At 71.9% G+C, this 20,678-nt stretch carries 18 protein-coding genes; 8 read left to right on the top strand and 10 right to left on the bottom strand.

Annotation, left to right across the window (positions count from 1 at the left end; genetic code table 11):
* Positions 1-298 precede the first annotated feature (298 nt).
* The 3 genes from K7C98_RS07460 to K7C98_RS07450 form a co-directional block, all read right to left on the bottom strand.
* On the bottom strand, positions 299-3,052 hold the full coding sequence (locus K7C98_RS07460; RefSeq protein WP_224190872.1) for a serine/threonine-protein kinase: 2,754 nt from the start codon (positions 3,050-3,052) through the stop codon (positions 299-301).
* Between the two features lie 8 nt (positions 3,053-3,060).
* The gene (locus tag K7C98_RS07455; protein ID WP_224190871.1) at positions 3,061-4,053 is read right to left on the bottom strand and encodes an ADYC domain-containing protein; all 993 of its coding nucleotides are present in this window, start codon (positions 4,051-4,053) and stop codon (positions 3,061-3,063) included.
* 205 nt (positions 4,054-4,258) lie between these two features.
* Complete coding sequence (locus K7C98_RS07450) at positions 4,259-6,304, bottom strand: ABC-F family ATP-binding cassette domain-containing protein (protein WP_224190870.1); 2,046 nt, start codon at positions 6,302-6,304, stop codon at positions 4,259-4,261.
* A gap of 66 nt (positions 6,305-6,370) precedes the next feature.
* Here K7C98_RS07450 and K7C98_RS07445 point away from each other — a divergent pair, with 66 nt between their 5' ends.
* A complete protein-coding gene (locus tag K7C98_RS07445) occupies positions 6,371-6,862 on the top strand; it encodes a hypothetical protein (protein ID WP_224190869.1) in 492 nt (163 codons plus the stop codon).
* A gap of 117 nt (positions 6,863-6,979) precedes the next feature.
* On the opposite strand, the gene K7C98_RS07440 is transcribed toward K7C98_RS07445, so the two are convergent.
* Together K7C98_RS07440 and grxD are read right to left on the bottom strand one after the other, a co-directional pair.
* Entirely contained in the window at positions 6,980-7,363 is a 384-nt protein-coding gene (locus K7C98_RS07440) for a hypothetical protein (protein WP_224190868.1), read from the bottom strand.
* Positions 7,364-7,505: 142 nt separating this feature from the next.
* A complete protein-coding gene (grxD, locus tag K7C98_RS07435) occupies positions 7,506-8,426 on the bottom strand; it encodes a Grx4 family monothiol glutaredoxin (RefSeq protein WP_224190867.1) in 921 nt (306 codons plus the stop codon).
* 105 nt (positions 8,427-8,531) lie between these two features.
* Between grxD and K7C98_RS07430 the strand changes: the two genes are divergently transcribed.
* The 3 genes from K7C98_RS07430 (at position 8,532) to K7C98_RS07420 (ending at position 10,352) form a co-directional block, all read left to right on the top strand.
* A complete protein-coding gene (locus K7C98_RS07430; protein ID WP_224190866.1) occupies positions 8,532-9,050 on the top strand; it encodes a hypothetical protein in 519 nt (172 codons plus the stop codon).
* A 95-nt stretch (positions 9,051-9,145) separates the two neighbouring features.
* Positions 9,146-9,541 carry a Co2+/Mg2+ efflux protein ApaG gene (gene apaG / locus K7C98_RS07425; RefSeq protein WP_224190865.1) on the top strand — a complete coding sequence of 132 codons (396 nt, stop codon included), beginning with the start codon at positions 9,146-9,148 and terminating at the stop codon, positions 9,539-9,541.
* Position 9,542: 1 nt separating this feature from the next.
* Positions 9,543-10,352, top strand: a complete 810-nt coding sequence (locus K7C98_RS07420; RefSeq protein WP_224190864.1) for a hypothetical protein — start codon at positions 9,543-9,545, stop codon at positions 10,350-10,352.
* 9 nt (positions 10,353-10,361) lie between these two features.
* Here the strand turns inward: K7C98_RS07420 and K7C98_RS07415 are convergent, their stop codons facing one another.
* Together K7C98_RS07415 and K7C98_RS07410 are read right to left on the bottom strand one after the other, a co-directional pair.
* Positions 10,362-10,916, bottom strand: coding sequence for a hypothetical protein (locus K7C98_RS07415; RefSeq protein ID WP_224190863.1), 555 nt, complete (start codon positions 10,914-10,916; stop codon positions 10,362-10,364).
* 251 nt (positions 10,917-11,167) lie between these two features.
* The gene (locus K7C98_RS07410; RefSeq protein WP_224190862.1) at positions 11,168-11,629 is read right to left on the bottom strand and encodes a GNAT family N-acetyltransferase; all 462 of its coding nucleotides are present in this window, start codon (positions 11,627-11,629) and stop codon (positions 11,168-11,170) included.
* Between the two features lie 35 nt (positions 11,630-11,664).
* Here K7C98_RS07410 and K7C98_RS07405 point away from each other — a divergent pair, with 35 nt between their 5' ends.
* Complete coding sequence (locus K7C98_RS07405) at positions 11,665-12,366, top strand: PepSY-like domain-containing protein (protein ID WP_224190861.1); 702 nt, start codon at positions 11,665-11,667, stop codon at positions 12,364-12,366.
* Positions 12,367-12,668: 302 nt separating this feature from the next.
* Here the strand turns inward: K7C98_RS07405 and K7C98_RS07400 are convergent, their stop codons facing one another.
* Positions 12,669-13,181: an RNA recognition motif domain-containing protein gene (locus tag K7C98_RS07400; RefSeq protein ID WP_224190860.1), complete on the bottom strand. Its 513-nt coding sequence runs from the start codon at positions 13,179-13,181 to the stop codon at positions 12,669-12,671.
* Between the two features lie 440 nt (positions 13,182-13,621).
* On the opposite strand from K7C98_RS07400, the gene K7C98_RS07395 reads away from it, so the two are divergent.
* Positions 13,622-15,541: an ABC-F family ATP-binding cassette domain-containing protein gene (locus tag K7C98_RS07395; protein ID WP_224190859.1), complete on the top strand. Its 1,920-nt coding sequence runs from the start codon at positions 13,622-13,624 to the stop codon at positions 15,539-15,541.
* A gap of 83 nt (positions 15,542-15,624) precedes the next feature.
* Entirely contained in the window at positions 15,625-17,004 is a 1,380-nt protein-coding gene (locus K7C98_RS07390; RefSeq protein WP_224190858.1) for an MYXO-CTERM sorting domain-containing protein, read from the top strand.
* A gap of 1,139 nt (positions 17,005-18,143) precedes the next feature.
* Here K7C98_RS07390 and K7C98_RS07385 read toward each other — a convergent pair.
* A complete protein-coding gene (locus K7C98_RS07385) occupies positions 18,144-18,431 on the bottom strand; it encodes a hypothetical protein (RefSeq protein ID WP_224190857.1) in 288 nt (95 codons plus the stop codon).
* 55 nt (positions 18,432-18,486) lie between these two features.
* A complete protein-coding gene (locus K7C98_RS07380; protein ID WP_224190856.1) occupies positions 18,487-19,695 on the bottom strand; it encodes a helical backbone metal receptor in 1,209 nt (402 codons plus the stop codon).
* A 14-nt stretch (positions 19,696-19,709) separates the two neighbouring features.
* Between K7C98_RS07380 and K7C98_RS07375 the strand changes: the two genes are divergently transcribed.
* Positions 19,710-20,513: a helix-turn-helix domain-containing protein gene (locus K7C98_RS07375; protein ID WP_224190855.1), complete on the top strand. Its 804-nt coding sequence runs from the start codon at positions 19,710-19,712 to the stop codon at positions 20,511-20,513.
* Positions 20,514-20,678: the final 165 nt, after the last annotated feature.

The following is a 20,678-nucleotide window of genomic DNA, read 5'->3' as shown; positions in this document are numbered from 1 at the left end:
GCAGACTCGGGCGATCGCCTCGCCGCGCGACGCCGGCACCGTCACCACTTGCGCCGCGGCCCGCCCCTGATGCCTCGCACCGTCCTCGACCTCCTGCGTCGACGCGCCGGCGAATCACCGATCGCCGCGTCGTCCTCGCCTGGCTCGCGGGCCAGATCGGGTCGACACCGAGAGCCTCGTCGACGATGGCAGACGCCCGCGCGTACAACTCACGCGAGCGGCAATCGCCGGAGCTCGCGAGCACCTCACCGGCGAACCTCCCGTGGACCCCGCGTGCAGGCCTCACGCGGCGCACACCTCAATCACAGGACCGCCGCGCGACCTCGCGGGCCTCCGTGTGCAACCGATCGGTCTTGGGCAGCCCGTCTTCGGCCGCCCGCGCCAGCTCGCACACGCGGGCCCCCCGCTCGCCCCGCTCGGCTTGCAGCTGCGCCAGCCGCAGGGACGCCACGGCGCGCTCGCCGGCGACGCCCGGCTGGTCCGGCTTGTTCGCCAGGACGCGCTCGAACCATTCGCGCGCCGCGTCACCCTGTCCCGCCGCGCCGGCGAGCTCACCGGCCCGCCGGGCCGCCCGGGCCGCCTGCGCCGAGTCGGTCCCGAGCGCCGCCTCGAACGCGCCCGCGGCCCGCTCGTAGAGCTCGCGCGCCTGCGGCAGCGACCCGGACGCCGCCGCGAGCTCGGCGAGGCCGGCGAACGCGTCGGCGACCGACTCGCCGCGCGTGTCGGTCTTTTCGGCGATCCGCACCGCCTTCGCGTAGTGCTGCTCGGCCTCGACGCTGCGACCGGTGTGCTCGTACACCTTGCCGAGGCCCACCAGCGGCTCGATGAGATAGCGGTGCTCCGTCCCGTACGTCGACTCGATCAGCGCGATGGATTGCAGGTAGCTCGGCATCGCCTCGGCGTAGGCGCCGCGCCGGACCTCGATGTCGCCGAGGCCGGTCAGCGGATGAGCGTTCAGCGGGTGCGCCGCGCCGAGGATGCTCGTGAAGAGCTCGCGCGCGTGCTCGAAGTGATCGCGCGCCGCCTCGAGGCGGGCGTGATTCGTGTACATGATGCCGAGGTTGTGCTGAATGATGGCCTCGAGCGGGTGCGCCCCCTCGCGCCGCCGCAACGCCGTCAACGCCGCCTCGTAGTCGCGTCGCGCCACCTCGACGTCCTTGCCGGCGTCGTCGTGGATGGTCCCGAGGTTGTTGTGGAACAGCGCCGTCAGTTGGTCGTCGCCGCGAGCGCGCTGCACCAGCGCCTCGACGAACAGCGCCCCGGCCTCGGCCTCGAGCGGTCGTCCGAGGTCGTTGCCGACGATGTAGAGGCGGATGATCGCCGCCTCGGCGGCGACGGCGTACAAGTCGTTGGCGATGCCGAGGCGGACCGCCTCCGCCAGGGCCGCCTCCGCCTCGGCCCCGCCCACCGCCGCCATCTTCAAGCGTCCGTCGCTGAGCGCGGCTTCGGCCTTGAGCGGCGCATAGCCGAGGCTCGCCGCCTCGCGCCGCACCTCCGACACCAGCTGCAAGCCCTCCGCGTAGCGGGCCGTGTTGTCGAGGGCGTCCGCGCGAGCCAGCTGGCCCTGCAGCGCCGCCACGCGCTGCGCGACCTCCGGGTCGTCCGGCTGCGAGACCGCCAGCAGGTCGTCGGTGTCGCTGCACGCGCGCAGGCTCGGCAGCGCCGCCGCCGCTTGCACCGCGTTCTCCACCACGCCCTTGTCGGCCGCCGCGAACACGTCGACCAGGGCCGCCAGGCGGGCCTTGCGGCGGTCGAGGCACGCGATCCGCAGATCCATCAGCCGGGTCGAGTGCGTCCGCACCTGCTCCTCGCAGGCCTTGCGGCGGGCGTCCAGCCACGCGCGGCTGTACGTGTCGAGCCGCAGCTTGACGCGCGCCGCGGTGTCCGCGGCGTACGGCAGGTGCGTCGCATCGAACGCGCGAGCCACCGCCGACTCGCGCGCCGGATCCCACACGCCCGTGATCTGCCCGGCCTCGCCGGCGCACCGCTGTTCGTCCTCCGCCTGCGACTTCGCCATCGCGTAGCTCGCCACCGACGCCACGCCGATGAGCCCCGCCACCGCCGCGACGCGGAGCGGCGCCCGCCACGGGTCGTGCTCGAGCGCGGCGATCATCGCCGCCAGGCTGGGCCAGCGCGCCTCCGGTTCGAGCGCCAGCCCGCGCTGCAGCACCTTGAACAGCCGCCGCGGCACCGGCGACTCGAGCGGCGGCGGCGGGACCAGCCCGTCCTGCACCTGCGTGCGGATCGCCGCCCACGACTCGCCGTTGAACGGGCGCACCCCGTACAGCGCCTCGTACAGCGTGATGCTGAAGCTGAACTGATCCGACGTGGGCCCCGCCGGTCGCCCGAAGTGCTGCTCCGGGGACATGTACGCCGGCGTCCCGAGCACGTTGCCCATCTGCGTCAGGCGGGTCGACCAGCGCAGCGCGTTCGAGCGTTCGAGCGGCTCCGTCGCCGCGGCCGTCGCCTGCGTCACTTGCGGCGAAGCTGCGCCGGCGTTCGTGACCGCGAGCTCGTGCTCGAGCGACGCGCCGGGGCCCGCTCGCTCGGCCTGCTCGTCGGCGGCGCCCTCCGACTGCACGAGCCCGAAGTCGAGCACGCGCGCCCGTCCGCTCGCGTCGACCAGCACGTTCTCGGGCTTGAAGTCGCGGTGCACGAGCCCGGCCGAGTGCGCCGCCGCCAGGCCGCGGCCGGCGTCGCACACCGTGCGGAGGATCAGCTGCCACGGACGGGTCGCGCTCTTCAGCCACTCCGACAGCGTCTCGCCCTCCACGTACTCCATCGCCACGTAGATGCCGCCGTCGTGCTCGCCGACCTGATAGACGTGGACCACGTGCGGGTTCGACAGGCGCGCCATCGCCTGCGCCTCGCGCGTCATTCGCTCGCGCACCGCCGCCTCGTGCAGCAGCTTCTTGCGGACCAGCTTGAGCGCCACCTTGCGCTCGAGCTTGTGGTCGTAGCCCTCGAACACGACGCCCATGGCCCCCTCCCCGAGCTTGCGCACCACGGAGAAGGGGCCGATCGACGCGGGATCTGGGCTCGCCTCGCTCATCCGGACATCTACGGACCTACCACGACTTTACCGCTCTGGATAAGGCCGCCCGACGCGAACGGGGCGCCGCAGGTCGGGATCTCGCAGGCCAGCGGCTGACCCGCGACCACGCGCCGGTTGGCCTGGTTCAGGCACACCGCGCCGTCCGGGCCCCACTCGGCCTCGATCACGAACTGCTGCGTCGGGTCGACGTTCTGGATCCCGATCTGGTCGAGCACGTGGACCGGGGTCCCGTACAGCGTATGCGCCGTCCCGTCGCCGCAGTAGTCGGCGCGCACCAGGCGGGTGCAGGCCTGATGGTAGTCGCGCAGCGACTGGCCGCTCTTGCTGGCCCAGGGTCGGTAACCCCACTCGACGCACTTCGCCAGGGCCGCGTCGCGACAGGCGAACGTGGCCGTCCCGCTCACCGCCGCCCGGCGGTCCCCGGTCTCGGGCGACCACACGTCCGCGAGCAGGATCGCCTGCGTCGGTTCGCCGGCGTTGTCGAGGCACAGCGGCGTCCAGTCGTCGTAGCCCGCCTTGAGCGCCAGGTCGTACAGCCACACGTCGGAGCCGGGCGCGAGCAGCTCGACGTCGAGGACCTTGATCGTCTTGGTCTTCGTCCACCCGTTCTCGCGGACCTCGAACTTGAGCTTGGCCGCGTCGAGCTGGGTCCCGCCGAGGACGACGTTGGTCGTCGACTTCACGAACAGGTTGCTGCCCTCGAGCCAGCTGCTCTTGATGTCCAGCGTGTCGCCGCGGACCCTGATCTTGTCGAGCGTCACGTAGTCGCCGCCGTAGCCGAGCAAGGTGCCGTTGAGGTTGATCCCGTTGAGGTTGATCCCGTTGAGGTTGATCCCGTTCAGGTTGATCCCGTTCAGGTTGATCCCGTTGCCGTGGACCTCGCGGGCCTCGACCTCCCCGCACTCGCAGAACCCGTCCTCTGCTGGCGGCACATCGCAACCCGCCGCCATCACCACGCTCGTCGCCGCTCCGGCCAGCCACCTCGTTCGCATCGACATCGACCCCTCCCGAATCCGTGTCGCGGGAATATAGCAGCGCGCCCTGGGTCGCCAGTAAAACTCGGCGAACGAGCGCATGCGCGGCCCTGTCGTGGGCCGACGTGCACGGAGCGACGAAGTCGACGATGCAATCCTGGCAGAACGCTGTAGGCCTGTTCTGGAGCCTGCCTCCAGGGCCATCCGTGTCGCCCCGACCGGCGTGTGCTCACGGTTCGTTCGCTACCTCGGCCTCCATGCCCTCCAGTTCGGCCTGCGCGACCTCCCAGCGAGCGGTGAGCTCCTCGAGCGCCGTCGCGTCGCGGCGATAGCCGTCGAGCAGCTCGCTACGGCGGGCGTTGTCGGCATAGGTCGCCGGATCCGCGAGCAGGGCGCTGCGGCGGCGCTGCTCCGTCTCCAGCGCTGCGATCTCCCCTTCCATCGCCGCGACGCGCTTGCGCAGCGGGCCCAGCAGTCGGTTGCGCTCGCTCCGGCGCTCGGCCTCGCGCCGCCGCGCCTCGCGGCCCGGCTTCGGCGGATCGGCCCTGTCCGTTTGGACCTTGTCGTTGCGACCTGTCTGTTCGGACCTGCCCTTGGGAGCATGTTCCAGAGCGCGGGCGGGCGCGGGCGCGCGGGTCGGCGTCGACTCGCCCTCGCGGCGGCGCCGGCTCGAGTCCATGTACTCGTCGAGCGTGCCCGGGTAGGTCTCGACCTTGCCGCCCTCGACGTCCCAGATCCGGGTCGCCAGCGCGCGCACGAAGCTGCGGTTGTGGCTGACGAACAGCAGCGTGCCGTCGTAGGTCTTGAGCGACTCGGCCAGGCTCTCGCTCGACTCGAGGTCGAGGTGGTTGGTCGGCTCGTCCATCAGCAGCAGGTTGCCCGGCTTGAGCAGCAGCTTGGCCAGGGCCACGCGGGCCCGCTCGCCGCCGGACAGCACGCGGATCGGCTTCTCGACGTCGTCGCCGCTGAACAGGAACGCCCCGAGGATCGTGCGCACGCGGGTCTGCCCGGCGCCGGGGTCGACCGCCGCGACCTCCTCGAACACCGTGCGCTCGCTGCGGAGCGCGTCGGCGTGGTGCTGGGCGTAGTAGCCGACCTTGATCTTGTTGCCGAACGTGATGGTGCCGCCGTCGGGCTGGAGCTCGCCGGCGATGGTGCGCAGCAGCGTCGTCTTGCCGGCGCCGTTGACCCCGATGATGCCGATCTTCTCGCCGCGGCGGACGCTGAGGTCGACGCCGTCGAGCACCACCCGCGGGCCGTAGGCCTTGCGCAGGCCGTCGACGCGCAGGCTCTCGTTGCCGGTGCGCTCGCACGGCGGGAAGCCGAAGCTCATCACCTGGCGGCGCTCGAACAGCCGCACCTCCTCCATCTTCTCGAGCATCTTGATCCGGCTCTGCACCGCCGCCGCCTTGTTGGCCTGGGCCCGGAAGCGCTCGATGAACTGCTCGGTCTTCTCGCGCTCGCGCGCGAGGTTCTTCGCCTTGTTCTCGAGCACCACCTCCTCCTCGGCGCGCTGGCGCTTGTAGCCCTCGTAGTCGCCGCTGAACTGGCGCACGCCCTCGGGCTCGAAGCTGACCACGCGATCGATCTGCTCGTTGAGGAACTCGCGGTCGTGCGACACCAGCACGAACGCCCGCCGGTAGCGCTTGAGGTAGGCCGCGAACCACGCCACCGACGGCAAGTCGAGGTGGTTGGTCGGCTCGTCGAGCAGCAGCAGGTCGGGCTGCTGGAACAGCAGCGACGCCAGCACCGCGCGCATCTTCCACCCGCCGCTGAACTCGTCGAGGTCGCGGGTCGCGTCCTCCGGCTGGAACCCGAGGCCGGCGAGGATCCGCAGCGCCTCGTGCTCGGTGTACTGCGTGTCGAAGTCGGCCGCCCGCGTGTGCGCGTCGGCCAGCCGCTCCGCCGCCGTCATCATGGCCTCCTCGTCGCCGCCCTGCTCCGCCGCCGCCATCTCGCGCTCGGCCTCGGCGAGCTGGCGCTCGAGCTCCGTCCGGCCCGGCACGCTGCCGACGACGAAGCTCGTCAGCGTCTGCCCGCCGCCGAGCTTCAGGTCCTGCGACAGGTAGCCGATCCGCACCCCGCGCGCGTAGCGGATCTGGCCGCGGTCGGTGCCCTGCTCGTTCGCCAGCATGCGCAGCAGCGTCGACTTGCCGGAGCCGTTGGGGCCGATCAGGCCGATCCGGTCCTCGCGCCCGATCCGCAGGTTCAGAGCCTCGACGATGGTCTTCTTGCCGAAGCCCAGCGACACGTTCTCGAACACGACGATGCTCACGGCCGCGGGTTATCGCCGAACTCGGCGGGCGTGCACGCGGCCGTGGCGCGCGTACACTCACGACCCGTGACGACCCTCGACCCGGACACGTTGGAGCGGCTGAGGCGCCAGGTCCCGCTGCGGCTCGACCGGCGCGGCCAGTTCTTCTTCGAAGACGACCCCGTCACCCACCCCGGCGTGCGCGCGCTGTTCCTCCGCGGCCTCGACCTCACCCCCGCCGGCGAGCCCAGCCTGCGGGTCGGCGAGCAGTGGTGTTACCTCCAGGTCGAGGACTGCCTCCTGCGCGTCCTCGGCGTCCGCGCCGACGCGAGCGGCGCCCCGCTCCTGCGCCTCGACGACGGCCGCGAGCTCGCGCTCGACCCCGCGACCCTGTGGGAGGAGCCCGACCACGGCCTGCGCTGCAGCGTCCCGTCCCAGCCCAGCGGCCGGCCCCTCAGCGTCCGCTTCACCAACCCCGGCCTCGCCGACCTCGCGCCCTGGCTCGGCGACGACGACCCCGTGACCCTGCGGCTCGGCGATCGCCGCCTGCCGATCCCGAGCCGGCCGCCGGACGCCTGAGCGCCCCACCTGGCCCATCGAGCATGCCCTGGGGGACATGCCCCTTCAGTCACCGTCGAAAGGACATGCCCTCGAGGTCATGTCCGAACCGGACCGCCGCGGCTCCCGGCAACCTGCTCAATCGGACATGTTCGCGCCGCCAGGCGACTCCTCGGCGTCTTCGCCCTGCTGGATCTTCTTGGTCGCCTCCTCGTAGGCCTCGGCCTCCTCCTTGGCCTTCTTCTGCGACGCCAGGATGAAGTCGGGCTCGCCGAGGATCTTCTGCTTGGCCTTGAACTGGTAGGCGTAGAACATCTCGACGTTGTCGTAGATGGCGCCGCACATCTGGTCGCGGGGCTCGCCCGCGAGCGGCTCCTTGGTCGTGGGGTCGACCAGCCGGGTCGCCAGCCAGGCGTCGACCGCCTTGCAGTAGTCGGCGTCGCCGCCGGCGCAGACGCCCGCGCTCAGGCGCTCGCACGGGTCGGCGCAGCCGCCGAGGCCGACCGCGAGCAGGACCGACATGGCCCCCAGGACAGGGCGCGACAACGAACGAACAAGGTAAGAAGCGCGAGTCAAAGGCATGGCGCGTGCCGGAGACGCTAGATCACCGACCTGGGGCGGTCAAGCGCAAGACTTTGCGGCGCTGCGGCGCTCTCTCGCGACGTCAGTAGCGCGGCACCCCGGAGTCGACCTCGCGCGACCAGGCGTCGATCCCGCCGCGCAGGTTGTAGACCTCGCGGAAGCCCTGGCTCACGAAGAACTCGGCCGCCGCCTGCGAGCGCACGCCGTGGTGGCAGTGGAACGCCAGCGGCGTCCCGCGATCGAGCTCCAGGATCTCCGCGCGCACCGCCTCGTCGAGCAGGCGCGCGCCGGCGATCGCCGCGATGGCCTGCTCCTGGGGCGTCCGCACGTCGAACAGGCGCACCGCCCCCTGCGCCAGCTTGCCCTGCAGCTCGCCGGCGGTGATGGGTTTGACCTGCGGCGGCGCGTTGGGGTTGTCGATGGCGAAGCCGGCCTCGCCGTCGCGGTCGATGAAGTCGATGCGCAGGCCCTCGGCCCGGGCCGCGCTCATGCGATCGAACACCATCGTCACGCCCTCGGCGATCACCTCGAGGTCGCCCTGCTCGCGGCCCTCGACCGCCAGGTCGTGCTCGAAGCGCGGGCTGATGCGCACGCGGATCACCTCGCCGGGGCCCGCCTCGGCCGTCACCTCGCGGAACACCGCCGCCGCGCGCGGGCTGACCTGGACCTGCGGCGCCTTCACCTCCGGCGCGCCGAGCAGCGTCGCCAGCTCGCCCGACGCGTGCATCTCGCGGACGATGTCGGCCCCGCCGACGAACTCGCCGCGCACGTACAGCTGCGGGATGGTCGGCCAGGCCGAGAACTCCTTGATGCCCTCGCGGACCTCCGGGTCGGCGAGCACGTCGACGCCGGTCCAGCGCGGCACCAGCGAGTCGAGCACCTCGACCACGCCGGCCGAGAAGCCGCACGCCGGGCGGAAGCGGGTGCCTTTCATGAAGAGCACCACCGCGTCGGCGGCGATGAGTCCGCGGATCCTGTCTCGCAGCGCGTCGTTGAGCGACATCCGGCCAGTGTACTACCGCTCCTGCGGGCGCTCGCGCGGGCGCGCGTGCGGCTTCTCAGGCGCCCCACCCCCGGCGCGGGCTTGCACCTGCTATCGTGGCGCGGCATGTCGCCTCGCGCGTCGCTCCTCGCCCTGGTCGTCGCATCCACGTCCGGCTTCGCCTGCAACAGCGACGACCTGCTCGGCGGCCTCGACGTCCCCGCCACCACCGGCACGAGCACGACCACCAGCACCTCGACGACGGAGCCGCCGACCACCGGCGACATCACCACCACGACCACCAGCACCGGCGCCGACCCCACCACCGGCGGCAGCAGCACCACGCTGGCGCCCGAGCCGCCGCCGACCTGCGACGAGCTGCTCGACTGCGTGCTCCCGTGCGCGCTCCAGTTCGACCTCGAGTGCGCCCAGATGTGCGCCGACGGCCTGTCCGCGGAGGAGGCCGGCAAGGCGTTTCAGCTCGGCCTCTGCGTCGGTCAGCAGTGCTTCGAGACCGAGGCGTGCAGCACCGACAACTTGATGGACCCCGTGTGTCTGGCCTGCATCGGCTTCCTCCTCATGGACGACAGCCCCGCCGGCTGCGAGGCCGAGGCCGAGGCCTGCGCCGGCGGCTCGCGCGAATGAAATTTCGTCCACGGTCGATCCGGCGCGCTCGCATCGACCATCCGGCCTGCCGGCCACTTGTCGGCGGGCATGGCCGCGGCGTATAGATCGCCCCCGTGTCGACCTCCGAGGCGATCACCAACGGCGTGCGCGTGCGCGTCGCGTCGCAATACCTCCCCGAACACTCGCACGCCAACCAGAGCGAGCGGCAGTGGTTCTTCGCTTACACCGTGAAGATCTCCAACGAGGGCATCGACACGGTGCAGCTCGTCAGTCGCCACTGGGTCATCACCGACGCCAACGGCCGGACCGAGGAGGTTCGCGGCGCCGGGGTCGTCGGCGCCCAGCCGGTGCTCGCCCCCGGCGAGTCGTTCGAGTACACCTCGGGATGCCCGCTGAAGACCGCCTACGGCACCATGCGCGGCACCTATCAGATGGTCACGGACGACGGCCAGCAGTTCGACGCCGAGATCGCGCCGTTCGCCCTCAACGTCCCTTACGCGGTGAACTGACATGATGCTCCGCTCGCGCGCCCTGGTCCTCGCCTCGCTCACCCTGTTCGCCTGCAGCGCCGGCGACGACCCGGCCGACACCGGCAGCAACAGCGGCATCACCAGCGCCAGCGCGGCCACCGACGCGTCGAGCACCGGCGCGTCGACCGGCAGCGCCGCGACCACCGACGTCCCGACCACCGGCGGCGACACTACCACGACCACCACCGGCGACGACCCGACGACGACCACGAGCGGCACCACCGACGACACCACCGGCACCACCGGCCCGATCTGCGACCCCGGCCAGGTCGGCTGCGTCTGCGACGGTGACACCTGCGCCGACGGCCTCGCCTGCGAGGACGGCGTCTGCGTGCCCGAGCTCGCCTGCGACGGCGACCTCGGCGAGCCCGACGACACCGAGCCGAACGCCCAGGACCTCGGCGAGATCGACGACGACGACGACAACGTCGTCACCGCCGACGGCGTCCTCGGCGGCGCGGGCGACGTCGACTGGTACACCTATCACGGCCTCGACACCTTCGGCCACGTCGCCGAGCCCACCGTCAAGGTCACCTCGTCGGCGGCCGTGCGCGTGTGTCAGTTCATCGAGTGCGACGAGGGCGGCGCCGTGGGCACCGAGATCACCTGCCCCGACGGCACCCAGACGGCCCTGTCCGGCGGCTTGCGGCCCGGCTGCTGCGGCGGCGCGACCTTCACGGTGTCCGACTTCAACTGCTCCGGCAGCTCCGACGACATCCGCGTCTACGTCCGCATCGACAAGCCGAGCCAGGACGAGTGCGTCGAGTACGGCCTCGTCGCCCACAACTGACGCGCTCGCCTACTGCGGCGCGTCGGCCGGCACCTGCGCCGACACGGTCAGCGGCCGCCCGCGCAGCACCGCGACGAACGCGACCAGCAGCGCGACTGTCCCATAGGACAGCCCGAGCACGACCCCGGCATCGACGATCCCGCGCCACGGCTGCGCCAGCCCGCGGACCAGCGTGACCAGGGCCGTCACGCCGATCACCAGGCCCCACGACAGGATCAGCCGCTTCCGCGTGGCGAAGAACAGCCCCATGGTGAACAGCGGCGCGAGCACCACGTGCAGCGGCCGCGGGTAGCGGGCCACGTAGAACGACCGCGCCACCGCCCGCGGCACGAACGCCTTCTGGAAGCCCTTGTAGCCCTCGGCGTAGAGGTTGAAGAGCGACCAGCCGATGTACAGCGCCCACTGCAGCGGCGTCATCCCCGTCGTCAGCGGCTCGATCGCCAGCGGCGACAGGCGGACGATCGCGCTGACGATCAGCGCCACCACCCCGGCGATGCCCCACACCGCGATCATCACGGCGGCGGGCGTGCGGGGCGGGAACAGGCGGACCATCTCGCTCGGCATGGGCGCGGGAATGTACCCCGCCGCGGCCGCCCTGACGACCCTGCGACCGCAGGGCGCGGGCCGTCCGACGCGTCTCGGCCGGAGTGCGAGATCGCTCGCCGCCCGCCGGGCGGAGATTGAACGCACATCCCGTGGTCACCTGTCTCTCAGGACATACGAACATGTCCTCAAGATCAGCCTCGCTCCCCCGCCCCCTGCGACATGTCCCCGAAGACAGCTGGGCCGCCGCGGACCACGGCCTCGCTCGCCGGCTACAACCGCTTGCGCATCGGCACGCACCGCTGCGCCGGCCGCTTGCCGCCGCGGGCGCTGTCGCGGCGCCAGCCGAGGCGCTCGTAGAAGCCGACGGCGTTGAGCGTGGCCGCCAGGCGGAGCTCGGCGATGCCGACGGCGCGCGCCACCCGTTCCACGCGCCGCATCAGCCGCAGGCCGAGCCCGCCGCCGGTCACGCCGGGGCTCACGTACATGGCCCGGACCTCGCGGGTCGCCAGGCGAACGGCCGCGAACGCGACCACCCGCCCGGCACGTTCGGCCACGTACACCGTCGACGAGCGCAGCATGCGGTCGTAGAGCCCCGGGCTGGGGGCGAGCCACTGCTCGATCGTCTGCGGCGAGTAGTGGCCGGCACACAACGCTCGCACCGACGCGGCGTGGACCATGGCGATCGCGGCGAGGTCAGCAGACCGCGCCAGTCGGATCGACGGCGCTCGCACCGCTCCAGTGTACACTGGTGACAGGAGTAATTCGCATGCACGACCCCCGCACCCCGGCGCTCGCCGTCGCCGGTCTGCTCATCCTCGCGTGCGGCCCCGAGGCCGCCACCAAGGGCCCGCCGGCGCCTTCTCCGACCACGCCGGCCGCGCCGGCTGCACCGGCCGAGGCCAAGCCCGCGCCGCCCCCCGCGGCCTCCGGCCCCGGGCAGCTCGACGCCGACCTCGTGCGCACCGCCGGCACGGCCCAGGGCGTCGAGAAGATCAAGCTCGAGGTCGAGGCCGACGGCTCGCTGCGCTACTTCTCCGTCTACCACCAGGACGCCGCGTCCCTGCCGGAGCCGGTGCGCAAGCAGGTCGAGGCCGTCTATCCCGGCGCCAGGGCGCTCCGCTACGAGACCGAGTTCGTGGCCCCGCACGGCCGCCTGTTCGAGGTCGAGGTCGAGACCGCCGACAAGCAGAGCTGCGAGCTGAGCGCCAAGGCCGACGGCGGCGTCCTCTACACCGAGTGTCACATCGACGCCAAGGCCCTGCCCGAGCCGGTGCGCGCCGCCTTCGACAAGGCTCACCCCGGCGCGGCGATCAAGGAGGTCGAGAAGAAGACCCTCACCGGCGCCGGCGACGAGTACGAGATCGAGTTCGAGGCCGGCGGGCGCCTGCACGAGCTCTACTTCAAGCCCGACGGCGCGGTCATCCGCCACGAGCTGGTGATCCCCGCGGTGATCGAGGTCCCGGCCTGACGCTCCCGACCGGTCGCTCGGGACAGGTCGGCCGCCCGCCGCGGCGGCGCGCCTCCCCCGCACCTCTGCGCCTGCCTGTCCTTTCAGCCAGCTTCGACGCCGAACTTCACGCCGGCTGAGCGCCTGCATCCGCACCGCTGGCGTGAAGAGCCTGTCTCTTCGGACATGCCCTTCGCGCCATTCGCCGCGCGGCTCGCAGGCTGTCTCTTCGGACAGCTCCACACGCATCGCACCGACCAAACAGGAGCGCCGCCGCGGGCCGGGGCCCGTGGCGGCGCACTGCTCAGGGTTCGACGCAGGATTCAGTCGCCGTAGTCGTCGTCGTCGCGCCGCCGGCCGCCACGACCGCCACGGCCGCCGCGACCACCGCCGCCGCCGCCGCCGCCGCGACCACCGCCGCCGCCGCCGCCGCCCCAGCCGCCGCCGCCGCCGCCACCGCCGCGACCACCGCCGCCGCCGCCCCAGTCACGACCGCCGCCGCCGCCGCCGCCACCGCGGGGACCGCCGCCACCGCCCTGGAAGCCGCCCGAGGGCGCACGCTCGACGAAGGGCCGCGAGGGCCGATCGCTGCGGGCGCGCTCGACCGCGGCGTCGCAGCGGATGGTCCGCCCGTCGAGCACCGCGCCGTTCATCGCCTCGAGCGCGGCACGACCGGCCGCCTCATCGGCGAACGTCACGAACCCGAAGCCACGGCTGCGCATGGTCTCCTTGTCCTTGACGACGATCGCCTCGTCGACCTTACCGAAGGGTTCAAAGGCCGCGCGCAGGCTCTCGTCGCCCGTCGCCCACGCCAGTCCACCGACGAAAATTTTCACTTCTGTCTCTCTCCTATTCTCTCTTCACTGCACGCCACGTCGGCCGTGGCTCGCGGCGCCCTGAGCGGGACCGCGTCGTTGCGTCGACACTCCACAAGCGACACGCCGGACGCACACGCGCGACGCGACCGGAGCGAGGCCGGCTGCGACCCGACGGGCTCCGTGAGTGCCGATTGAGGTCATGACCCGGAGCAGGATCCGCCCTCGCCCCGGGACCTGTCAACCTCCACCCGCCCCTCCGGCGGCGATTTCACCTCACGCGCCGGGGCGCCTGAAATTCACCTCACCCCCTGGAATCCGCCGGCCCGGGGGTGGCGGCCGCGGCGGCCTCGGCCCGGAGGATCGCATCCTTGCTCGGGGAGGCGGGCGCCGGCCGGGTGGGCGTGTCCTCCCCCACAATTGCCGCGCGGCGGACCCGGGCGAGGGTACAGTCCCGGGCCGTGCCCATCGCAAGCCTGCGCCAGGTCGAGAAGAGCTTCGGCGTGCGCCGCGTCCTCGACGGCGTCAACCTCACGCTGATGACCGGCGAACGCGTCGGGCTGGTCGGCAACAACGGCTCGGGAAAAACCACCCTGGCGCGGATTCTGGCCGGCCTGGACGCCCTTGACGCCGGCGAGGTCGTCCTCCGCCGCGACGCCGCGATCGCCTATCTCGAACAGGAGCCGCGGCTCCCACCCGGCCTCACCGCCCTCGAAGCGGTCCTCGCCGGCCTCGGCCAGTGGTCTGCCGCCCGCGCCCGCTACGACGCCGCCACGGCGGGTCTCGAGCAGGCCGCGGGATCGGCCGCGGTCGACGCTCTCGTGGCCGAGCAGGCGGCGGCCGCGGCGGAGATCGAGCGCTGCGGCGGGTGGGGGCGCGCGGCCGAGGCCGAGGCCTACCTCGCGCGCCTCGGCGTCCGCGATCCTTCTGCAGCGACCGAGCGGCTCAGCGGCGGCGAGCGCCGGCGCGTCGCCCTCGCCGCCCTGCTCGCGCGCCGCCCCGACCTCGCCGTCCTCGACGAGCCGACCAACCATCTCGACGTCGCCGCCATCGAGTGGCTCGAGCGTCACCTCGCCGAGGACTACAGCGGCGCCGTCCTCCTCATCACCCACGATCGCTACATCCTCGATCGCGTGTGCACGCGGACCTTCGAGGTCGACCGCGGCACCGTCTACGCCTACGACGGGGGCTTCGGCGCCTACCTCGAGGCCAAGGCCGAGCGCATGGCCCACGCCCAGCGCACCGAGGCCAACCGGCAGAACTTCCTCCGCCGCGAGCTCGAGTGGTTGCGGCGTCAACCCAAGGCGCGCACCACCAAGCAGACCGCGCGGGTCAACCGGGCCGAGGCCGAGCTGGCCAAGTCCGGGCCGCCGCGCGAGCGTCGGGTCGAGCTGTCTCTCGAGGCAGCTCGCAGCGGCAAGACGATCCTCGAGCTGCGCGGCGTCACCCTCGAGCTCGGCCGCGTGCTCGTCCGCGAATTCACCCTCGCGCTCAACCAGGGCGAGCGGATCGGCGTCGTCGGGCCCAACGGCAGCGGCAAGACCACGCTCCTGCGCTCGATCGCCGGCGAGCTCGCGCCCACCGCCGGCGAGGTCGTCCGGGGCAAGCACACCGCCATCGCCTACCTCGACCAGAACCGCTCCGGCCTCGACGACGGCCGCAGCGTCTACGACAACATCGCCGAGCGGCGCCGCGGCCTCGACCTCGGCGGCGGCCACCCGCTCGACATCGCGCGCTACCTCGAGCGCTTCCTGTTCGATCCGTCCGCCTACGCGCAGAAGGTCGGCTCGCTGTCCGGCGGCGAGCGGGCGCGGGTCGCCCTCGCCGTCCTGCTGTCCGGCGCCTCCAACCTCGTTCTCCTCGACGAGCCGACCAACGACCTCGACGTCGCCACGCTCGGCGCCGTCGAGGAGATGCTGCTCGAGTTCACCGGCGCGGCGATCATCGTCACCCACGATCGCTGGTTCCTCGATCGTGTCGCCACCTCGATCCTCGCCTTCGAGGGCGACGGCAAGGTCGTGCGGCACCACGGCAATTACAGCGATTACCTCGAGCGCCTGGCCGAGACCGAAGCGGCCGCCGAACCCCAGCCGAGCGCACGGCCGGCGCCGGCGCCGGCGAAGAGCGGCGCGCCGGTCGCCCGCAAGGGTCTCAGTTACGCCGAGCGGCGCGAGCTCGACGGGATCCTCGGCAAGATCGAGGCTGCCGAGGCCGAGGTCCAGGAGCTCGAGGCGCGGCTGGGCGATCCGGCCGTCTACAGCGGCGGCGGCGACAAGGTCACCGAGCTGGTGCGCAAGCTCGACGAGGCCCGTCGGCGCGCCGCCGCCCTCGTCGCGCGCTGGGAGGATCTCGAGCAGCGCAGCGCGGAAGCCGGGGCGTGACGTCGCGGCCCGGGGCCGGCGCCTCGGGCCTCGCGGGCGTTTATCCGCTTGGGGGTCCGCGCAACTGCTTCTATCCTGCGCTCGTGCCTCGCCTCGCCCTGGTCGCACCGTTCGCCCTCGTCCTCGGCCTCGACCTCCTCCTCCTCGACACGGCGCACGCCGGTCCGGTCCAGTTCGTCGAGCAGCGCAAGAACTTCATGGTGTTCGACGACGACGGCACCGTCGAGCACGCCAACTGGTTCTCGCGCACCGGCTTCTACGGCGGCTACTACCCGCTCGAGGACGGCTTCCTCGAGGTTCACCCCGACGACGGCCAGTTCATCGTCGTCTACTCCACCTTCGATCTCGTCGACGGCGTCGGCGCCTTCTATCAGTCGCTCGCCAACGACGTCGCCGGCATCGGCTATTCCCACGCCGCCGACTTCGATCCGGTGATCCCGGCCGAGTTCTTCGACGACACGCCGAACAGCCAGTTCATCGGCATGTTGCACATGAACAACTGGCGCAAGTTCATCCTCACCGGCACCACCGAGATCGACGACTGGTGGATCTCGCTCGTGTTCGGTCAGGAGCTCGGGCACGCCTGGCTGGCCTTCCCGCACGTCGCCGGCGGCGGCAACACCGAGCTGTTGCTCGGGCGCTCGCAGGCCCACTGGAGCTTCTACATGCACAGCGGCGGCTCGCCGGTCGAGGGTCACCGCTGGACCGACAACGGTGACGGCACCTTCACCGCCGCCAAGCTCGAGCAGTTCGAGTTCAGCGACCTCGACCTCTACCTCATGGGGCTCATGGATCCGTCCGAGGTGAAGCCGTGGTTCGTCATCGAGGATCCGCACGACTGCGTCGACTCCGCGCTGCCGAACCAGGAGTGTCCCCCGGCCAGTTCCTTCCTCTTCAAGGCCGACAGCTTCACCGTCGGCGGCACCCGCCGCGACGTCACCATCGACGACGTGATCATGGCCGAGGGCGAGCGCGTGCCCGCCTACCCCGACGCCCCCAACGAGTTCGGCATCTCCTTCCTCCTCGTCAAGCGCCCCGGCGAGGTCCTGTGCGAGGAGGAGTACGCCCTCATCGACGAGATCATCGATCGCTCGATCGCCATGTGGGTCGGCCAGACCCGCGGCCGGGCCAGCATCATCAACCGCACCTTCAGCGCCGGCCCGATCGCCCCCGGCGTCTTCTGCGAGGCCGGCACCAGCACCGGCGGCGACGACACCACCGGTGACCCGCCCGACAGCGCCTCCGACAGCGGCCCCGTCGACCCGCCCACCACCGGCACCGCCCCCACCACCGACGCCACCACCTCCTCCTCCGGCCCCACCACCGGCGACGGCGACGGCAGCAGCGGCGGCGTCGACACCGACGCCGGCTGCGGCTGCCGCTCCCCCGGCCCACCAGCCCCCCCGCTCGCGCTGCTCCTCACGCTCGCCGCCCTCTCCCGCCGCCGCCGCGCCCGCGCATGACTCGAAGCCCAGGTCCTCTCGGACCTGTCCCAAAGACCGTCTTCGGCGCGAGTAGCCTACTTCCGGGTACCCAGCAGAGACATGTCCCGGCGCACAGGCCGACATCTTCGGCGCGGGAGACGACCCGCCGGTATCGACGAGAGAAAGCGCCTGTTCGGCGCCCGCCTCCGCCTCCGCAGAGCCGGCGCGCAACCATGACTCGTCGCGGGAGATGACCCGCCGGTATTGACGAGAGAAAGCGCCTGTTCGGCGGCCGACCAGGCCGTCGAACAGGCAGCAAAGGACATGTCTCGGAGGACAGCCCCCCGTCGAAGCCGACGACGGCAGGTCGGCTTTTCACGGGTGAGCCGTGCTCGGGTCCGGGGATGCCTCGCCCGCGACTCGCCGCGGCAAGATGACCACGACGAAGTCGGGTCATGCGTCCGCTGAACTCGCTACACCGCAGAGCCCGCGCGGCCGCGACTCGTCGCGGGAGATGACCCGCCGGTATTGACGAGAGAAAGCGCCTGTTCGGCGGCCGACCAGGCCGTCGAACAGGCAGCAAAGGACATGTCCCGGAGGACAGCCAACATCGAAGCCGACGACGGCGGGTCGGCTTTTCACGAGTGAGCCGTGCTCGGGTCCGGGGATGCCTCGCCCGCGACTCGCCGCGGCAAGATGACCACGACGAAGTCGGGTCATGGGTCCGCTGAACTCGCTACACCGCAGAGCCCGCGCGGCCGCGACTCGTCGCGGGAGATGACCCGCCGGTATTGACGAGAGAAAGCGCCTGTTCGGCGGCCGACCAGGCCGTCGAACAGGCAGCAAAGGACATGTCCCAGAGGACAGCCGCCATCGAAGCCGACGACGGCGGGTCGGCTTTTCACGGGTGAGCCGTGCTCGGGGTCCGGGGATGCCTCGGACGCGAATACGAGGGCAAGATGACCACGACGAAGTCGGGGTCATCGGCCCGCTGAACTCGCGGCCGAGGCATCCCCGGACCCCATGCGAGGCGCATCCGGCAATCAGCGAAGCCCCTCCAGCCTATCTCCGCACCGCGAGCCCCCGAGTCCATCTCCGCGACGACAAGCGCCCCGAGCCAATCGACTCGAAGCGCCCCATGTTCGCCACGCGCTGCGAAGCGCACCCTGTCCCAAGAATCAGATCGCCATCAGCACCGGCACCGGGTGCATGTGGAACGCCCCCGGAACCGGACAAGCCCCGAGGCGAGCCGCGCGGCGCGCCGTGAAGTGCGTGATCGTGCTGCGCAGCTCGTCCTCGGACGGCCGGAACATCGTCGCCACGTACTGGTAGCCGATGTCCTCGAAATCGTCCTCCGGCTCCGCGTGGCACAGGTACCCGCGGCGATCGAGCCACAGCGTGCGATGGCCGTGGTACTGCGCGAGTTCATCGACGAGGCGGGCGACCTGCAGTTCGAGCGACACCATGGGCGCAGCCTTGTCACACCTCGATCCGCCGCGCAAAAAATCGACGCACTTCGTTTCACAAGCTGGCGATCGCGCGCGCCATGATGCGTGCTGCCTCGAGCATGTGCGGTCCAGGGCGTCCGGAGTAGCGTTCGTCGAGGCGGAGCACCCGACCGGCGCGGGCCGCTCGCAGCGACTCGAGGCCTGCGCGTGTGATCAAGTTCTCGGGGTCGAGCTTCTCGACCGCGACTCCGCACCACGACACGAAGCAGATATCCGGGTCGGCCGCGACCAACTCCTCCGCCGTGATCTCCACGCTCGCCCCTGGGCGGTCGGCGAACACGTTGACTCCCCCGGCCAGCTCGATGAGGTTGTTGCTGAAGCACGCCGCGCCCGGGGTGAACATCGGCCGCGGCCACCACTCGAGGTAGACCTTCGCCGGGCGCGGCGGCCGGCTCGCGCGCAGCGCCGCCGCCTCCGCCTCCAGCTGCGCCACCACTTCTTCTGCGCGTCCCGGCACCTCGAGGTCGGCCCCGGCCAGTCGGACCTCGGCCTGCACGTCGGCGATCGATCGCGGCGCCAGCACGCGCTGCGGCACCCCGCGTGCGCGCAGTCCCGTCACGATCCGCTCCATCCCCGGCACCGACAGCGAGCTGAACACAAGGTCAGGTCGCAGCTCGGCCACGCGATCCAGATCCGGCCCGAGGTCCGGCCCGAGGCGTTCGCGGTCGGCCGTCTCCGGCGGCCAGTCCGACGAGTCCTCGCACGCGATCACGCGGTCGAAGCAGCCCAGGCTGGCCACCAGCTCGGCATTCGACGGCGCCAGTGTGATGACCTTTCGGACAGGTTGCCCGGCGCTCGACCCGAGGTCCGACAACGTGAATTGTTCCGAGCAGATCGGCGCCACTTCCTCATCGACGGCACGAAGCTTGCGAGAGCCTCGCGCGGCGAGCCAGGCGCGGGCCGCATGGAGCAGGTCGGGGTCCTCGGCCACCGCCTCTCGGGGCAGCATCTGCCGACCCAGCGAGAACACCGCAGACAGTGCGTCACCTCCGCCGCGGCGTCGGAGCTCGAACGCCTGCACCGCCTCCTCGGCCGCGTGTGGCCGCGGCACCTCGGTCGCGCGGACGGCCACGAAACGGCGCGTCTCCCATTGATGCTCGGGTTTTCGCACCGGTGGAGACTGGCTGCTGGATCCAGAAACGGCAAGGGGCGCTGCCGCAACCGGCAAAGTTTCTGCCGATTTTGCGGCGCATGATCCGACTTCGGTTAGAGTGCGCGGCACACAGGAGGACCTCTATGGAGATCTCGATCAAGGACGCCGCCGACCTGCTCGGCAAGAGCGAGCGCACCGTGCGGCACATGGCCCAGACCGGCCGCCTGCCGGCCCGCCGCGTCGGCTCGCGCTGGCTCATCGACCGCGACGACCTCATGTCCGGCAAGTACAGCGGCCAGGGCGACGACGAGGTGCCGGCCGAGGGTCACGAGGCCGGGGCGTCGACGAGCGACAGCCAGGACATCCACGACGACGGCTTCGAGCACGACGACGCCGCGCTGTCGGCCGAGCGTCCGCGCCTCCGCTTCGACCGCGCCCTGCCCCCGGGCACCCCCTCGGTGCGCGCGCTCGACAGCTTCCACATCGCCGCCGATCTCCTGGCCGAGCTCGGCGAGCTCCGCCGCGACCTCCGCGACGCGACCCACCTCCGCGACGCCGAGCAGAACCTGCGCGGCTTCATCCAGGCGCTGGCCGACGGGATCCACGCCGATCTCGGTGATCAGCCCGAGCGCTTCCGGGCCGCCCGCACCCAGGTATGCGCCGCGCTGACCGACCTCATCCACTTCAACGTCGCCCACGACAAGCCCGACCTGACCCCGCTCGTCGACCGCATCGAGCACGAGCTGCTCGGCTCGTTGCAGGTCCTGATCGGCACCGCCGACGAGCGCTCGAGCTGGCGCTACCGCGTCCGCGGTCTGGCCGAGCGGACGGCCGCGCGCGTGTTCTCGCGCCTGCGCGGGATCGCCGGCGAGGGCCGCGTCGGCGCCCGCCTGGCCGCCATCGAGGAGCGCCTGTTCGGCGGCGCCGCCCCCGTCGCCGTCAACTGAACCTGCGTCCTCGTGGCGGCGCCGTCCCCGCCCCCGCCCGCTCGGACGCCGGCCGGGCTCATGTGCGATCCGACAGGTCCTCCGGGGCAGGTCCGATCGCACATGTTCTTTCGGGCTGGCGCGGGCGGTGCGCGCGCGATACGGCCTTTTGACTTGTTCCTCGGG

This window comes from Nannocystis pusilla (assembly GCF_020073745.1).
Taxonomy (GTDB): domain Bacteria; phylum Myxococcota_A; class Polyangia; order Nannocystales; family Nannocystaceae; genus Nannocystis; species Nannocystis radixulma.
The sequence above is the reverse complement of the archived record's forward strand: the minus strand, read 5'-3'. Positions and strand labels throughout refer to the sequence as shown.

Excerpts from the sequence above, each read along its gene's own strand:
- K7C98_RS07440 (WP_224190868.1), bottom strand. The coding sequence starts at position 7,363 with ATGTCGGTCCTGCTCGCGGTCGGCCTCGGCGGCTGCGCCGACCCGTGC.
- K7C98_RS07460 (WP_224190872.1), bottom strand. The coding sequence starts at position 3,052 with ATGAGCGAGGCGAGCCCAGATCCCGCGTCGATCGGCCCCTTCTCCGTG.
- K7C98_RS07430 (WP_224190866.1), top strand. The coding sequence starts at position 8,532 with ATGTCGCCTCGCGCGTCGCTCCTCGCCCTGGTCGTCGCATCCACGTCC.
- K7C98_RS07385 (WP_224190857.1), bottom strand. The coding sequence starts at position 18,431 with ATGGTGTCGCTCGAACTGCAGGTCGCCCGCCTCGTCGATGAACTCGCG.
- K7C98_RS07415 (WP_224190863.1), bottom strand. The coding sequence starts at position 10,916 with ATGCCGAGCGAGATGGTCCGCCTGTTCCCGCCCCGCACGCCCGCCGCC.
- K7C98_RS07455 (WP_224190871.1), bottom strand. The coding sequence starts at position 4,053 with ATGTCGATGCGAACGAGGTGGCTGGCCGGAGCGGCGACGAGCGTGGTG.
- K7C98_RS07420 (WP_224190864.1), top strand. The coding sequence starts at position 9,543 with ATGATGCTCCGCTCGCGCGCCCTGGTCCTCGCCTCGCTCACCCTGTTC.
- grxD (WP_224190867.1), bottom strand. The coding sequence starts at position 8,426 with ATGTCGCTCAACGACGCGCTGCGAGACAGGATCCGCGGACTCATCGCC.
- K7C98_RS07405 (WP_224190861.1), top strand. The coding sequence starts at position 11,665 with ATGCACGACCCCCGCACCCCGGCGCTCGCCGTCGCCGGTCTGCTCATC.
- K7C98_RS07375 (WP_224190855.1), top strand. The coding sequence starts at position 19,710 with ATGGAGATCTCGATCAAGGACGCCGCCGACCTGCTCGGCAAGAGCGAG.